Source organism: Verrucomicrobiia bacterium, assembly GCA_036268055.1.
Classification (GTDB): Bacteria; Verrucomicrobiota; Verrucomicrobiia; order Limisphaerales; family Pedosphaeraceae; genus DATAUW01.
This window is the reverse complement of the sequence record DATAUW010000009.1, coordinates 33,374-47,472: the sequence shown is the minus strand read 5'-3', so window position 1 is coordinate 47,472 and position 14,099 is coordinate 33,374. Positions and strand designations below refer to the sequence as shown.

The 14,099-nt window shown below is 54.1% G+C and carries 12 protein-coding genes; 6 read left to right on the top strand and 6 right to left on the bottom strand.

The window, feature by feature from the left end; translation table 11 throughout:
• Positions 1 to 24: 24 nt before the first annotated feature.
• Positions 25 to 1,251: a signal peptidase I gene (lepB, locus tag VH413_03460; GenBank protein HEX3797734.1), complete on the top strand. Its 1,227-nt coding sequence runs from the start codon at positions 25 to 27 to the stop codon at positions 1,249 to 1,251.
• 93 nt (positions 1,252 to 1,344) lie between these two features.
• Here lepB and VH413_03455 read toward each other — a convergent pair whose 3' ends face one another.
• From VH413_03455 to serS, 5 genes are all read right to left on the bottom strand, one after another.
• The gene (locus VH413_03455) at positions 1,345 to 2,007 is read right to left on the bottom strand and encodes a PmeII family type II restriction endonuclease (GenBank protein ID HEX3797733.1); all 663 of its coding nucleotides are present in this window, start codon (positions 2,005 to 2,007) and stop codon (positions 1,345 to 1,347) included.
• Complete coding sequence (locus tag VH413_03450; protein ID HEX3797732.1) at positions 1,916 to 2,908, bottom strand: site-specific DNA-methyltransferase; 993 nt, start codon at positions 2,906 to 2,908, stop codon at positions 1,916 to 1,918. The genes VH413_03455 and VH413_03450 overlap by 92 nt, the downstream gene beginning before the upstream one ends.
• A gap of 250 nt (positions 2,909 to 3,158) precedes the next feature.
• Positions 3,159 to 4,190 carry a hypothetical protein gene (locus tag VH413_03445; GenBank protein HEX3797731.1) on the bottom strand — a complete coding sequence of 344 codons (1,032 nt, stop codon included), beginning with the start codon at positions 4,188 to 4,190 and terminating at the stop codon, positions 3,159 to 3,161.
• A 52-nt stretch (positions 4,191 to 4,242) separates the two neighbouring features.
• On the bottom strand, positions 4,243 to 5,682 hold the full coding sequence (gene glgA, locus VH413_03440) for a glycogen synthase GlgA (GenBank protein HEX3797730.1): 1,440 nt from the start codon (positions 5,680 to 5,682) through the stop codon (positions 4,243 to 4,245).
• Between the two features lie 36 nt (positions 5,683 to 5,718).
• On the bottom strand, positions 5,719 to 7,020 hold the full coding sequence (serS, locus tag VH413_03435; GenBank protein ID HEX3797729.1) for a serine--tRNA ligase: 1,302 nt from the start codon (positions 7,018 to 7,020) through the stop codon (positions 5,719 to 5,721).
• Between the two features lie 53 nt (positions 7,021 to 7,073).
• Between serS and VH413_03430 the strand changes: the two genes are divergently transcribed.
• From VH413_03430 to VH413_03410, 5 genes are all read left to right on the top strand, one after another.
• Positions 7,074 to 7,322, top strand: coding sequence for a hypothetical protein (locus VH413_03430; protein HEX3797728.1), 249 nt, complete (start codon positions 7,074 to 7,076; stop codon positions 7,320 to 7,322).
• Positions 7,323 to 7,385: 63 nt separating this feature from the next.
• Complete coding sequence (locus VH413_03425) at positions 7,386 to 7,940, top strand: 3-isopropylmalate dehydratase (protein HEX3797727.1); 555 nt, start codon at positions 7,386 to 7,388, stop codon at positions 7,938 to 7,940.
• Positions 7,941 to 7,955: 15 nt separating this feature from the next.
• Entirely contained in the window at positions 7,956 to 9,896 is a 1,941-nt protein-coding gene (locus VH413_03420; protein ID HEX3797726.1) for a family 20 glycosylhydrolase, read from the top strand.
• 40 nt (positions 9,897 to 9,936) lie between these two features.
• Positions 9,937 to 10,587 (top strand): pyridoxamine 5'-phosphate oxidase, encoded by a 651-nt coding sequence (pdxH, locus tag VH413_03415; protein HEX3797725.1) that lies wholly within the window; start codon positions 9,937 to 9,939, stop codon positions 10,585 to 10,587.
• 132 nt (positions 10,588 to 10,719) lie between these two features.
• Positions 10,720 to 11,340: an acyloxyacyl hydrolase gene (locus VH413_03410; protein ID HEX3797724.1), complete on the top strand. Its 621-nt coding sequence runs from the start codon at positions 10,720 to 10,722 to the stop codon at positions 11,338 to 11,340.
• A gap of 84 nt (positions 11,341 to 11,424) precedes the next feature.
• Here the strand turns inward: VH413_03410 and gyrA are convergent, their stop codons facing one another.
• The gene (gyrA, locus tag VH413_03405) at positions 11,425 to 14,094 is read right to left on the bottom strand and encodes a DNA gyrase subunit A (GenBank protein ID HEX3797723.1); all 2,670 of its coding nucleotides are present in this window, start codon (positions 14,092 to 14,094) and stop codon (positions 11,425 to 11,427) included.
• Between the last annotated feature and the right edge of the window lie 5 nt (positions 14,095 to 14,099).

The following is a 14,099-nucleotide window of genomic DNA, read 5'->3' as shown; positions in this document are numbered from 1 at the left end:
TTCGGTTTTTGTGTCTATCTGCTTATGAGTTTGAAATGGTTCGCGTCAAAGACAGTGCGCACGGCGGAGGATTTGTGCAAGCACGTCAAACGAATCCTCGCTGCCCAGCGCGACCTGCTTTCGCCCGAGGCTGTGGACGCCGTGGAAACTGCCCTGCGCGAAACCAAGACCGCCGTTGCCCAGCACGCTGGTGATGAGATCATCAAGCAGCGCATAGCCGAGCTTGAAACGATTGCCAACGCCAAGCTCAAGCCGTATCCCAACGCGGGCATCCGCGAAAATATCGAAGTCATTCTGGTCGCGCTGGCGGTTGCGATGGGCATCCGCACGTTCGTCGCGCAGCCGTTCAAGATTCCCACCGGCTCGATGCAGCCGACGCTTTTTGGCGTGACGTATCAAAATTTTCGCGAGCAACCGGGCGTCAAACCGCCGGGTGTGTTTGAACGGATTTATGAGGCGTGCGTCTTCGGCTCATTTTATCATTACCAGGAATGCGAGGAAGACGGCGGTGAATTGGCGGGCATCGGGCAGCCGGATCATTTCCTGAAATTTTTCAATAAGCAAAGCATCCTCGTCCATTATCCGAGCGGCGATAAGGTTTATACTTTTTGGATGACGCCCGACGATGGCTTCATCAGCCGCGCGTCCGGCGATCACATTGGCATTGAAAAAGGCCAGAAGTTTAAGAAAGGCGAGGCCATCATTGATTTCAAGGAAACCGCCGGAGACCATTTGTTCGTGGACCGCATGTCCTATAATTTTCGCCACCCGAAACGCGGCGAGATCATTGTTTTTGAAACCAAGGGCATCGGCAACGGATACTTCCAGCTTCCGCCGGATCAATTTTACATCAAGCGCATGGTGGCTATGGGCGGCGAAAATGTTCAAATCGGCAACGACCGCCACCTGATCATCAATGGCAAACGGCTGGACAAGGACACGCCGCACTTTGAGAACGTCTATTCTTTCGATCCGACAGTCCGGGCCAACGACAGCCATTATTCCGGCCATTTGAACCAGACCGTGGCCGACCAGATGGGCGAATTTCAACTGGCCAACAGCCTGCCATTATTTCCCGACCAGAACACCGTGTATCCCGTGCCGGCCAATCATTACATGGTCATGGGCGACAACACCGCCAACAGCTTCGACTCCCGCGCCTGGGGCGATTTCAGCCGCACTAACGTCATCGGCAAATATTTCTTCGTCTATTGGCCATTCAGCAAGCGGTTTGGGTGTGGGATTAAGTAAGATTATCAAATGAATCATTCCAATGGCTCCGTTATCAGAATATATTATATGCGCACAATGTTAGTTATATCTAACATATTTTGTCGCAATCTCTTATGGGGCTTGAGACGAGGCTTTAGTCAACTTTTCCCAAAGTATATTATTATCTTTATCGCAAAAATTCTTCCGAAATAAATCTGTAAATTCATCAACAACCAATTCGTACTGTGCTAAAAATTGCGCGTTTCTTTCCGTCGCATTGTGACCGATTGGTTCAATTAATTTGATATAAAGTTGCGAGTCTCCTGAAATGAACGCCCAAAATCGTTGTCCGCAAAGTTTTACGTAGTCACCTTTATCTTCAACGCTTTTGGCCTGCTTCCCGTAACAGCATCCATTAACACACATTACCGGAAGCGCAGCTCTATTTTGGCGATAAACCTTCGCAGCCGTTTTAAAATCCGATCTCATTTTTTCGATCTGACTGCTATTGCCCCAGGCGGGGCCAGATTTAATAGCCACCAAGCAACGCTTTCCATCTTTGTCGAATTCGAGATCCAATCCAGTCGTTGTAGATTTTCCGTGCGCTTTGTAGGCCTTTGTGCAAATAAAAATCGCCAAATCTTCGAGGAATCCACCAAGTATGGTTTCCTCCTGAGACGACAAATGCGCATCTAAAATGGCTTTAACGAGATTTCGAGGTGTAGCGAGGCCCTTTGCTTTCAATAAATAGGGATTCTTGCGTGAGAGCACTTTCAGAAGCGGGAGTTGCTTCAATCGTTCCAACTTTGAATTGTGAAAGTTTGGGATGTTTGCCTCTACGAACTTTGTGATTTCCGTTATGCTGACCAGTGCCATTGGGTATCCGATCTGTTTGGTCTAAATATTTTTTTGCGAGGATGACGTTTTCCGTCATTTTGTCAATTCCCACCGAGTTTCTGCCAAGTTCGCGAGCCACAACATTTGTGGTGCCCGAACCGGCGAATGGGTCGAGAACCCAATCTCCGGATTGCGTAAATAACTTTATAAACCATTCTGGAAGCGCCTTGGGAAATGCCGCCGAGTGATTTTTATTACTACATTCGGTTGCAAAGTGGAGCACGTTCGACGGATATGCGAGATCGCGACCGACCCAGTTGGCAATTCTTTTTCCAAAACCACTTTCGACTTTCGAGTTGTCGCGCCTCTTATCCGTCTCGCTTAGATTCTTTAATCGAGCGTGCCGCCAATCGCCCATTGGCACCATCACTTGTTCCTGAAACATTTTGAAATCGCGCTGAATATTAAATTGCAAGCAGCGTTCCCAAGCATCACGGAAGCGATTTGGCCATTTCCCGGGATGACAATTTCGTTTGTGCCAAATAAATTCCTCCGTCCAAAGCCAGCCTTGTTTTCGAAGCGCTAATATCAATTCCAAAACGTAAATGTGCCGTTCACCTTCTTGCACCTTTTCTTTGATATTTAAAATAAAAGTCCCGGACGGTTTCAGCACCCGGCGAAACTCCGCGCTGCATTCCAAAAACCAACTCACATATTTGTCAGGCTTAATCCCTCCATAGGTTTTGCTTCTCTGGTCTGCGTAAGGCGGAGATGTGACGATGAGATCGAAAGTCGCTGGTTGAAATTGCCTCAAAATGTCCCGGCAATCGCCCAGGATAATGTCTGTTTTCAATGTCATTAACGTGCGAAAAGGTCTCATCTCGTCAATGTTTGGTCAATTCACGAATATCGCCGCCTCACCCTACTTGCCAGCCGCGATACGTCAGATTTCAGCTATACGTTTCACAGCATTTGGCGTAAGCTGCTTAATTCCTCCCGGGACTGAGAAAACAGGCATTTTGCCCGGAGTGAGAATAAGTTTAACCTTTGAGCTTTCTGTTCGCTTTCTTGAAGCGTATTTGCGGCGAGGCTTAGTCATAAACGCAAATCTATTTGGCCACCGGCGCAATCGGCATCTTGTCCGCCGCGATTGGAATAGTTAAATCCGTGTCCAACGAATCGCTGACGAGGCGGACGATGGTCGGGCCGGAGAATTCGATGACCAGGGTCGGGGTTTCGCGGTCGGAGACGCCGAAGCGCAGCCGGGCTACGTCAGCCTCGGCGTTGATCGAGGCGGCTTCGCTGGGGCTCGAGGTCATGGACGCAAAGTTTAGAATTTTTGCGGTTTGATTGTAGGTTCCCGCCGCGACGTCCACCATGCCGCTGGTCGCGCCGTTCACGAAGGTCGCGCGAAAAAAGAGCGTGAGAATATAATGCTGCCCCGCCTGGGTTATGGTGCGGTTGGCCAAGGCTAATTTGACGGTCGGCGGCGCAGTCGGTGTGGCGGGAGATTGCGAGGTGGTTACAACGGGTGGTGCGACGACGTTGGTTTGAACGACCGCGATGGGAGCCGTCACGGGCACGACCGGCGCGGGCGGGGGAATCCGGCGTTGCGCAGCGAGGGCGTCGGCTTCGAGTTTGGCGATGGCGTTGCTCGACCGTTGGAGCGCGCTGGTCGCGGAATCGAGCGCATCCTGAAAAGCTTCGAGCGTTGGCCGCACGCCATTGGTGAGGATGTCCCCTGCCCGGTTGCGCGCGACTTGCTCGATCGTGTTGCGGATGCGCGGCTGGCGAAATTCCAGCGCGATCTGGTTCGAGATTTGTCCGAACGCGGCACCGATGTGGTTGGTGGCGTTTTGTTCGAGCGTGTTGAGATATTGTTTGGCGCGCGCGTCAATCACCCGGTCCGCCACAGTGACGACCGCCCATGACGCCGAGCCCACGAGCACGATGAGCACCGCCCAGAATTTCCACGAACCGAAAATTTGTCCGGCGATAAGTCGGAGTTGTTCCTGGGTGAGGCCGCCAAAAGTTTCCTCCTCGAAGACGAACGGCACGCGGCAGTCGGGACATTGCAAAAGCATCCGGTCATGGGCCTTTCGCCCACAGCGCGGACAACGTCGAATCACAGCATCGGACATGCCCCCATGAAATCAAAATCGCGGCCCGCCGAAAAGCACATTTACAAACGGCTCAGCCCGCCCGGTAAGCTTCGAGATAACGCCCAACCATGCTGTCCCAGGAAAAATCGGCGCGCATGGCGTTGCGCTGGTAATGGCGCAGCAGCTTCGGCTCGCCATATAGGACGAGCGCCTTGCGCATCGCCTTGGCCAGCGCGCGCGCGGAATATTCCTCGAATTTGATGCCCGTGGCGCGGTCGCGATTTTCCACGATGTCCACCACTGAATCATCCAAGCCGCCGGTCATGCGCACGATGGGAATCGTCCCGTAACGCAGGCTATACATCTGGTTCAACCCGCACGGCTCAAACTTCGACGGCATCAAATAAAAATCACAACCCGCCTCGATGCGATGCGACAGCCCCTGGTCGAATCCGATTCGTGCCGCAACTTTGCCGGGATAACGCACTTGAAGATCGCGATACGCTTTTTCAAAAATCGGTGAGCCGCTGCCGAGCAAGGCGAACTGCATGTTCGTGCTCAACATTTCCTCGAGCGCGCCCAATTGAATATCGAGTCCTTTTTGGTCTGCCAGCCGCGTTACGCTGCCGAACAATGGGACGTTTGCCGCGATTGGCAAGCCGAGTTCCTTTTGCAACTCGAGTTTGTCCTTCGCTTTTCCTGCGAGGCTGCGCCACGAATATGGGAACGGCAAAAACGAGTTATCCGTCGTGTTCCATTCCGCGTAGTCCACACCGTTTAAAATTCCGAACAACGATTTTTGCCGACGGCGCAATAATTCATCGAGGCCGCAGCCGGATTCCTGCGTGGTGATTTCGCGCGCGTAGCGCGGGCTCACCGTTGTGATAACATCAGCGAACGCGATGCCTGCCTTGAGGCAATTCATCTGCCCGTAGGATTCCACGCCGTGCTGGTTGAAATATTCCTTGGGCAAATTGGTCAGTTCATATTGCGCAGCGGAAAAATAGCCTTGATACGCGAGATTGTGGATCGTGAAACAGGTCTTGGGAATGTTGATCCAGCCTTCGTGAAGTTTTTGATGCAGCATCAACAGCGGCACCAATCCCGTTTGCCAATCGTTGGCGTGAACCACTTCCGGTTGCCACGGCAAAAAACGCGCGAGCTGCGCCACCGCTTTGGAGAAAAAAATGAACCGGTCGGCGTTGTCCGCGTAGTCGCCCTTGCTGTCGAGATACAATCCGCCGCGATTATAAAAATCCGGCTGGTTGATGAAATAAATTGTCAGGCCAGGTTCCGGTTCGGATTTCCACACTTCGGCCTGCACCTTGCGCGTGCCGAGCGGCAATTCCATCGCCCAATCCATTTTGCGAATACGCGGAAACCGCTCGCGAATGCCGCGATACAGCGGCGTGACGATTCCCACTTGATGACCCGCGCTGGCGAGGGCCTTGGCCAGCGAGCCCACCATGTCGGCGAGGCCGCCCGTTTTCGAGTAGGGATGGACTTCGCTGCTGGCGAGCAGGATTTTCATTTTGGATTTAACGGCGCGACGGGGAGAAAATATCCGTTAATTCTTGATGCGATCGGTTTTGAGGAAAGGTTGTAACGGCGCCGGCACGAGCACACTGCCGTCCGCCTGTTGATACGTCTCGAGCAAGGCGACGAACAATCGCGCGAGCGCGGTTCCGCTGCCGTTGAGAATGTGTGGAAATTTATTTTCGCCCGTCTCGGTCTTGAATCTCAGGCCCATGCGCCGCGCCTGGAAATCTTCGCAGTTGGAGCAACTTGAAACTTCGAGATACTGTCCCTGCCCTGGCGCCCAAACCTCGATGTCGTAAGTCTTCGCGCTGGTGAAACCCATGTCGCCCGTGCATAGCATGATCACACGATAATGCAGACCGAGCATTTGCAACACGCGTTCGGCGTTCGCGACGAGTTTTTCCAATTCATTATAGCCGTGCTCGGGTTTCGTGATTTTGATGAGTTCGACTTTGTCGAACTGATGCACGCGAATCATCCCGCGCGTGCCGACGCCCGCCGCGCCCGCTTCCGCGCGGAAGCATGGACTGTAGGCGCAATATTGAATCGGTAATTGTTTCTCCGGCAAAATTTCTTCGCGATGAATGTTTGCCACCGGCGCCTCGGCGGTCGGCAGCAAATAAAGTTTTCCGAGCGTGGAGTTGTCCTGGCCTTCCTGCACCGCGTAAGCCTGGTCGAAAAATTTTGGGAATTGCCCCACGCCGGTCATGCATTCCTGGCTGATGATGTAGGGCGGTGAAACTTCCGTGTAACCGTGCTGGCTCGTGTGCAACTCCAGCAGAAATTGAATCAGCGCACGTTCGAGCTTCGCGCCCCAATTTGTGTAAAGCAAAAATCCGCTGCCGGAAAGCTTTGCCCCGCGCGCAAAATCCACCAGCTTCAAACTCTCACATAATTCCGTGTGCGATTTCGGCTTGAAAGCAAAATCCGGCTTTGCGCCCCACGTGCGCATTTCGGGATTTTCTTCCGCAGTTTTGCCAACCGTCACCGTATCGTGCGGAACATTCGGCAGGCGCAACATCAAATCGTCGCGCGAGGCCTCAGCGGCCGCGGCCTGTTTGTCGAGGTCCGTTATTTTGTCGCCAAGATCGCGCGTTTCCTTTTTCTTTTCCTCGGCTTCAGCATTTTTTTTCTGGCCCATCAACGCGCCGATTTCCTTGGACACACGGTTGCGTTGCGCCTTCAAACCTTCGACTTCGACAAGCAGCTTGCGCCGCTGCTCGTCGTATTTCAAAATTTCGTCAAGCTTGGTCTCGTCCCCTGCCCCGCGCGTGGCGAGCCGCTGGCGGACCTTATCCGTTTGTTCGCGGATCAATTTGATATCCAACATCGCGCGATTATAGGAAGCCGCCTTCACAGGGCAAGCGGGATTCGATTCAGAAAATGCTTTTGGCTGTGGCGCAATCCGCAGGGTTGACGCCGTTTAAGTTTCTCTTTATAAGAGCGTTCAGCACAGGCATGGACATGCATACCGAAATTTTGCGGTGGGAACGCGCGATCGAAGAGAATCCTGCCATTGCCGTGCTGATGGTGATCGTATTGATAACGGTCGTGTTCATCGCCGCGGTGTTGATTGATGGTCATTTGAAGAATCGGGCCAAGAAGCAGCGACGCCGCGGCGGGCGGCGATAGGTCAAATCGTCTCGCGAATTAAATCTGGTTGAAAACTCACGCGCGACGGGTCAAATTGTCCGCATGCAAACAGTTTTTACTGGTCCGGTTTATGTGGTGCGCGACAACATTGACACCGATCAAATCATTCCCGCGCAATACCTGAACCTCGTCCCGACCATTCCCGACGAATATATCAAGCTCGGCGCTTATGCGTTGTGCGGTTTGCCCGAATCGCTGTATCCGACCCGTTTTGTCAAGGACGGCCAGCTTGATAGCGAATATCCCATTGTCGTCGGCGGGCGCAATTTTGGCTGCGGCAGTTCCCGCGAGCACGCGCCGATTGCCCTGGGATCGGCCGCTTGCAGGATTATTCTAGCCGAAAGTTTTGCCCGGATTTTTTTCCGCAACTGCGTTGCCACCGGCGAGCTTTATCCTTGCGAGTGCAAAGACCGGCTTTGCGACGTCCTCAAGACGGGCGATGTCGTCACGGTTGATCTTGATGCCTCGAGCGTCACGGTGAAGGCGACCGGCAAAGTGTGTTCGTTCAAACCGCTCGGCGATGTGCGGCCGGTAGTGGACGCCGGCGGTCTTTTCAATTACGCCCGCCAATCGGGAATGATCCCGGCGCAAGGTTGATGCGGGCGCGGCAAATTGAAACTTCTCCCCTACCCTCGGTCGCTTAAACGTCGGTCCGGCACGTTGGAGTTGCCTCCGCATGCCACGTTGCTGCTCGACCCCGCATTGCCACGGGACAACGTCCTTTTGCCGATCGCTGCTCGGTTGCAATCCGCTGCGGAAGCGATTGGTGTTAAGCTTGAATTGGCGGTTGCGGTTCCAAAAGGTTTTCAGCCGACTATTCAGGCGTCGCCTAAATTTGATGCGCCAAAATCTGCCGGTAGTTATTCGCTGACGGTCGCGGCGGACGGAATTAAAATTGGTTATCACGATGAGGAAGGTTTGCGTGCGGCGGTGGCGACGCTGCGCCAATTATTTCGTGAATATGGGCGACGCATCCCTTGTGCGATCATTCATGATTATCCGGATTTTCCGCATCGCGGCGTGATGCTGGATGTCTCGCGCGGACGCGTGCCGCGATTGGAAACTTTATTCGAGTTGGCCAGCCAGCTCGCCGATTTCAAGATCAATGAATTTCAACTCTACACCGAGCACACATTTGCCTATCGGAATTATTCCGAGGTGTGGCGCGATTGGGGCGCGCTAACGGGTGAGGACATTTTAAAATTGGATGCCCATTGCCGCAAACTCGGCATCGAACTTGTTCCCAACCAAAATTCGTTCGGCCATCTCCGCTATTGGCTCGCTTATCCCCCGCTCAAACGCCTCGCCGAAACTTCCGCTGCGTGGCCCGATCAGGGCGGCGCATTTCTGCGTCAACCCGCGACGCTCGCGTCAAATAATCCAGGCACGCTGCCCTTTCTTCGCAGCCTCTATGATGAGTTGCTTCCCAATTTTACGAGCAACCGTTTTAACGTGGGTTGTGATGAAACCTGGGATCTTGGCCGCGGTCAAAGCGAAGCCTTGTGCAAAAAAATTGGCAAAGGCCAGGTCTATGTTGATTTCTTAAAAAAGATTTATCGCGAAACGCGTGCGCGCAAAAAGCAGATGCTTTTTTGGGGTGATATTATTTTGCATTATCCCGAATTGGTAAAAGAATTGCCGCGCGATGTCGTCGCGCTGAATTGGGGTTACGAGGCGAATCATCCTTTTGAAAAAGAAGCCGCAATTTTTGCCCGCTCGAAGGTTCCTTTTTACGTCTGTCCCGGCACGTCCACGTGGATGACTTTGATCGGACGTCACGACACCGCGCTCGCCAATCTCAAAGCCGCCGCGCTCGTGGGACGCAAGCACGGGGCCATCGGCTATCTCAACACCGATTGGGGCGACGGTGGCCACATGCAACCGCTGGCCGCGAGCTACATTCCGTATGTTGCCGGTGCCGCCTTGAGTTGGTGCGCGGCGAGTTATGATGAAAATTTGCTCGTGCCCGTCGCTAATCGCGACATTTTTGAAGACCCGAGTGGCAAAGCTGGCGAGGCTGCATTTGCACTGGGATTCGCGCACACTAAATTTAAATATTTTGCTCCCAACGTCACTCCTTTCGGTGCGACGATTGCAGCGCCGCCGCCAAAATTGCTCGAACTGTTTTGCCGCGATGGATTGAAATATTACGCGCGGATCGCGCCAGACAATGTGTGCGCCGCCTTGGCTGAAATGGAAAAACAACTTTCCATTCTTCAGCAAGCACGGCCATCTTCCGCTAGTGGAAAGATGTTAAAAACCGAATTGAATCTCGCCGCACGCATGGCTGCGCACTCTTGCAAATTTATGTTATGGCAGCAGTCGCTTGCCGCGGGACAATCGGCCACCGCGAAGCGCGACGCGAAAAAGAATATTGCGGAACTGCAACAACTTGATCGCGAGTTTTACACTTATTGGCCAACTCGCAACCAGGGCAATCACAAAAAATACTGGCCGTGCCTGCAATGGCGCATTAAGGATTATCGGCGCGGTACGCTGGCCTTTCCTCCGGAGATTGCGGGCGTGGATCGCCGCTCGACCAGCGCGGATTGATTTTTGATTCAGATCGGCGCCATAATTCGCTTATTAAAATATGTCAGGAGAAAAGCCTTTAGCCGACTACCGCCGCGAATATACGCTCGCGGGCTTGCGTCGTGCCGACCTCGACGCCGATCCCATTGCGCAATTTTCAAGATGGTTTCAACAGGCGGTGGCTTCCGCCGTTCCTGAACCGAATGCCATGACGCTCGCCACCGCCGATGCGGACGGACGTCCCTCGTCGCGGATCGTGCTGCTAAAAAATACCGATGCGCGGGGATTCATTTTCTACACGAATTACGACAGCCGCAAGGGCCGCGAGCTGGATGCGAATCCAAATGCCGCGCTCACTTTTTTTTGGCCGCAACTGGAACGTCAGGTGTGCATCGCCGGCACGGTGAGCAAAGTTTCGCGGGAGGAGTCGGAGCATTATTTCAACAGCCGCCCCAAGGGCAGCCGCCTGTCCGCGTGGGTTTCGCATCAGAGCGAGGCGGTTGCCGACCGGGCTGCGCTCGAGAAAAAACTTGCGGAACTCGAGGCCAAATATCCCGGTGAGACCGTGCCGCTGCCACCGTATTGGGGTGGTTTTTGCGTAACGCCAACGCGGGTTGAATTTTGGCAGGGACGTCCAAACCGCCTGCATGATCGCTTTTGTTACGTTCGCCAACCCGGCCAAGCCTGGCTGATCGAACGGCTTTCGCCGTGACGCATTTGACAAATTTCAAATTGGCGGCACACTTTCACTTTGTTCCGGGAATTCGTAAGGCTTTAATGTCGGAGACGTTAGGCAGACATTTTTTTCTAGCTCCACAAAATTGGATAAATATAATTTGCGCACATGAAACGGACTGTAAAAAACTATAGCTTGAAATTATTGGTGATGGCGGCTGCGGCGGCGCCATTGTTCGCCCAGGCGGACTCGTCTTCCACTTACTCCGTTGACGATAATTTTCGTTTTGGCTGGCATGAATTCACTTTGGGCGGCGCGAGTTTTTACGCGAACGTGATTCGCGGCTCGAACCGGCCGAACCTCGATTACGCGATGGGTTACGCGGAGGCCGGCTTCATGGTCACGGAACCCAAGGGCGACAGTTTTTTTCGCGGCAGCTTTGAATTGGTGCCGGAAATTTTTGGAGCCACGATTCATCAGGGGCCGGGAAGTTATATCGCGGGCGCGACACTTTGGTTCCGCTATAATTTCGTCCCGCAAGACTGGAAGTTCGTTCCGTATCTCGAACTCGGTGGCGGCGGCACGACGCTCGATATTCCGCACAATTACGACGGCAAGGATTTTAATTTCAACCTGGATGCCGCGCTCGGTTTTCATTACTTCATCGCGCCGCGCTGCGCGTTGAATGCCGAATACCGCTTTCAACATATTTCCAACGCGGACTTGTGGGACCGTAATATCGGCGTGAATGCAACCGGCCCGGCAGTGGGCGTCTCTTTTTTCTTTTAAGCGATTGCGTAAACAAAACGCGCGGCTGTTTTAAGCAGCCGCGCGTTTGTGATTTAAAATTGCGGAGCAAAATAATCCGGCGGATCAACCAGCCGGTGGCGGAGTCGGTTCGCCGGGCTCGCCATTGTCCGCGACCTCTTTTTCCTCGTTGATCACGGGCGCGATCGCCTGGAGTTTGTCGTTCGCATCGAGATTGATCAATTTTACGCCCTGGGTATTGCGGCCCGCTTCACGGATGCCCGCGACCGGGATGCGCACCATCTGTCCGCCGACGGTGATCAGCATGATCTCGTCGGAATCCTGTACCGTGAGCGCGCCGACGACGCCGCCCGTTTTGTCGGTGGTTTTCATGGTGATGATGCCCTTGCCGCCGCGCGATTGAACGCGATATTCACCGAAGTCGGTGCGTTTGCCGACGCCGTTGCCACCGGCCACAAGCAAGGTGGCATTCGGCACGACCACTTCCAGCGCCACCAAGGCGTCGGTTTTTTCCAGCGTGATTCCGCGAACGCCGGCAGCGGGACGGCCCATCGAGCGAACGTCTGCTTCAGAGAAGCGGATGCTTTGGCCTTCGCGCGTGATGAGAACAACTTCGTTATTGCCACTGGTGAGCTTGACGGCGATCAGCGCGTCACCCGGGTCAATGCCGATGGCGATGATGCCGCCCTTGCGCATGTTGCTGAATTCTCCGAGCGCGGTTTTCTTGACGGTTCCCTGTTGCGTCGCAAAAAATAGGAACTCTGGTTGCTGCCAGGTGACGTCTTCCTTGTTCGGGCCGGTGCGGGAGATAACTCGGATGAGCGCGGCAACTTTTTCGTCGGCCTTCAATTCGAGCAGGTTGGCAATGCTGCGGCCTTTCGCGGCGCGGCCCATGTCGGGAATCTCATGCACGCGCTCGACATAGACGCGCCCGGTGTTCGTGAAAAACATCAGGTAATCGTGCGTGCTGGCGGTGAAAAGATGCTCGATGAAATCATCCGCCTCACCCTCGCCCGCCGAACCTTCGCGAGTAGTCATGCCGATCACTCCCCTGCCCCCGCGCCGTTGCGCGCGATACGAACTGACATTGGTGCGCTTGATAAGCCCGCTGTGCGTGATGGTGATGATGACGCCTTCGTTCGCGATCAAATCCTCGATGGCGATTTCACCTTCATCGGGAACAAGATCGGTCAGGCGCGGCGAGGCGTATTTATCTTTGATGGTTTGAAGTTCGGCCTTGATGATCGCGAGCACGCGCGATTCCTTGGCGAGAATATCGAGCAGGTCCTTGATGCGCTCGATAAGCTGTCCATATTCGGCGCGAACCTTGTCAATTTCCAAACCGGTCAACTGATAGAGACGAAGTTCCAAAATGGAATTGGCCTGGGCTTCGCTGAAGGCATAACGCCCGCCAGTCAGCCGGGCTTCGCTGCGGATAAGAATGCCGAGTTGTTCCACTTGCGCGCGGGTAAATTCGAACGCGAGCAGTTTCACGCGCGCTTCCTCACGATTCGCCGAACCGCGGATGATGCGGATGAATTCATCCATGTTCGCGAGCGCGATGAGATAGCCTTCGAGCGTTTCGGCGCGGTCCTCAGCCTTGCGCAACTCGAAGCGCGTGCGGCGAAGCACAACTTCGCGGCGATGCTCGATGTAACAACTGATAATGGCTTTGAGGCCAAGGGTCTTGGGACGGCCATGATCAATGGCGAGCGCATTGACGGCGAAACTGGATTCGAGCGCGGTGAATTGATAGAGATTGTTGATAACCACCTTGGCGATGGCGTCGCGCTTCAACTCGATCACCACGCGCGTGTTTTCATCCGACTCGTCGCGAATGGCGGTGATGTCGGTGATGGTCTTTTCGTTGACCAGTTCGGCGATGCGTTCGACGAGGATCGCGCGGTTTACGTTATAAGGAATTTCGGTGATGATGATTTGTTCGCGCCCGCCTTTTAATTGTTCGACGCCCACTTTGCCGCGAACCTTGACGCTGCCACGACCGTCTTCGAAATATTTTTTGATCGGCTCAAGGCCACAGATGGTGCAACCGGTCGGGAAGTCCGGCCCCTTGATAAATTTCATCAACTGCGGAAGCGTGATGTTCGGATTATCAATTTGCGCGCAAATGCCGTCCACGACTTCGCCGAGATTGTGCGGCGCCATGTTGGTGGCCATGCCGACGGCGATGCCGGTGCCGCCATTGATGAGCAGGTTTGGAAACGCGGCGGGAAAAACGGTGGGCTCCGTGCGTGTCTCGTCATAGTTGGCGACGAAATCAACGGTGTCTTTGTCCATGTCTTCCATCAGGGCGGCGCCGAGATGGGTCATGCGGGCTTCGGTATAACGCATGGCGGCGGGCGGGTCGCCTTCGACGGAACCGAAATTTCCCTGGCCATCAATAAGCCGCTCGCGCATGGCCCACGGTTGCGCCATGTGTACCAGGGTCGGATAGATCACCGCTTCGCCGTGAGGATGGTAATTACCGCTGGTATCGCCGCAAATTTTCGCGCACTTACGATGCTGGCGATTCGGAAAAAGCGAAAGGTCGTGCATCGCAAAAAGAATGCGCCGCTGTGAAGGCTTCAAACCGTCGCGCACGTCGGGCAAAGCGCGCGAGATGATCACGGACATCGAATAGTCGAGGAACGAATTTTTGATTTCGTCGGCGACGTTGATTTTCGCGACTTTTTCGTTGGCGGCGAATAGCGGAGTCGCGCCTGGAGGACGTTGATCAGGATTTTGCGGGTCGTTGGGATTATTGGAATCAGCCATGGGAA

Excerpts from the sequence above, each read along its gene's own strand:
- lepB (HEX3797734.1), top strand. The coding sequence starts at position 25 with ATGAGTTTGAAATGGTTCGCGTCAAAGACAGTGCGCACGGCGGAGGAT.
- VH413_03450 (HEX3797732.1), bottom strand. The coding sequence starts at position 2,908 with ATGACATTGAAAACAGACATTATCCTGGGCGATTGCCGGGACATTTTG.
- VH413_03445 (HEX3797731.1), bottom strand. The coding sequence starts at position 4,190 with ATGTCCGATGCTGTGATTCGACGTTGTCCGCGCTGTGGGCGAAAGGCC.
- glgA (HEX3797730.1), bottom strand. The coding sequence starts at position 5,682 with ATGAAAATCCTGCTCGCCAGCAGCGAAGTCCATCCCTACTCGAAAACG.
- serS (HEX3797729.1), bottom strand. The coding sequence starts at position 7,020 with ATGTTGGATATCAAATTGATCCGCGAACAAACGGATAAGGTCCGCCAG.
- VH413_03430 (HEX3797728.1), top strand. The coding sequence starts at position 7,074 with ATGCTTTTGGCTGTGGCGCAATCCGCAGGGTTGACGCCGTTTAAGTTT.
- VH413_03425 (HEX3797727.1), top strand. The coding sequence starts at position 7,386 with ATGCAAACAGTTTTTACTGGTCCGGTTTATGTGGTGCGCGACAACATT.
- pdxH (HEX3797725.1), top strand. The coding sequence starts at position 9,937 with ATGTCAGGAGAAAAGCCTTTAGCCGACTACCGCCGCGAATATACGCTC.
- VH413_03410 (HEX3797724.1), top strand. The coding sequence starts at position 10,720 with ATGAAACGGACTGTAAAAAACTATAGCTTGAAATTATTGGTGATGGCG.
- gyrA (HEX3797723.1), bottom strand. The coding sequence starts at position 14,094 with ATGGCTGATTCCAATAATCCCAACGACCCGCAAAATCCTGATCAACGT.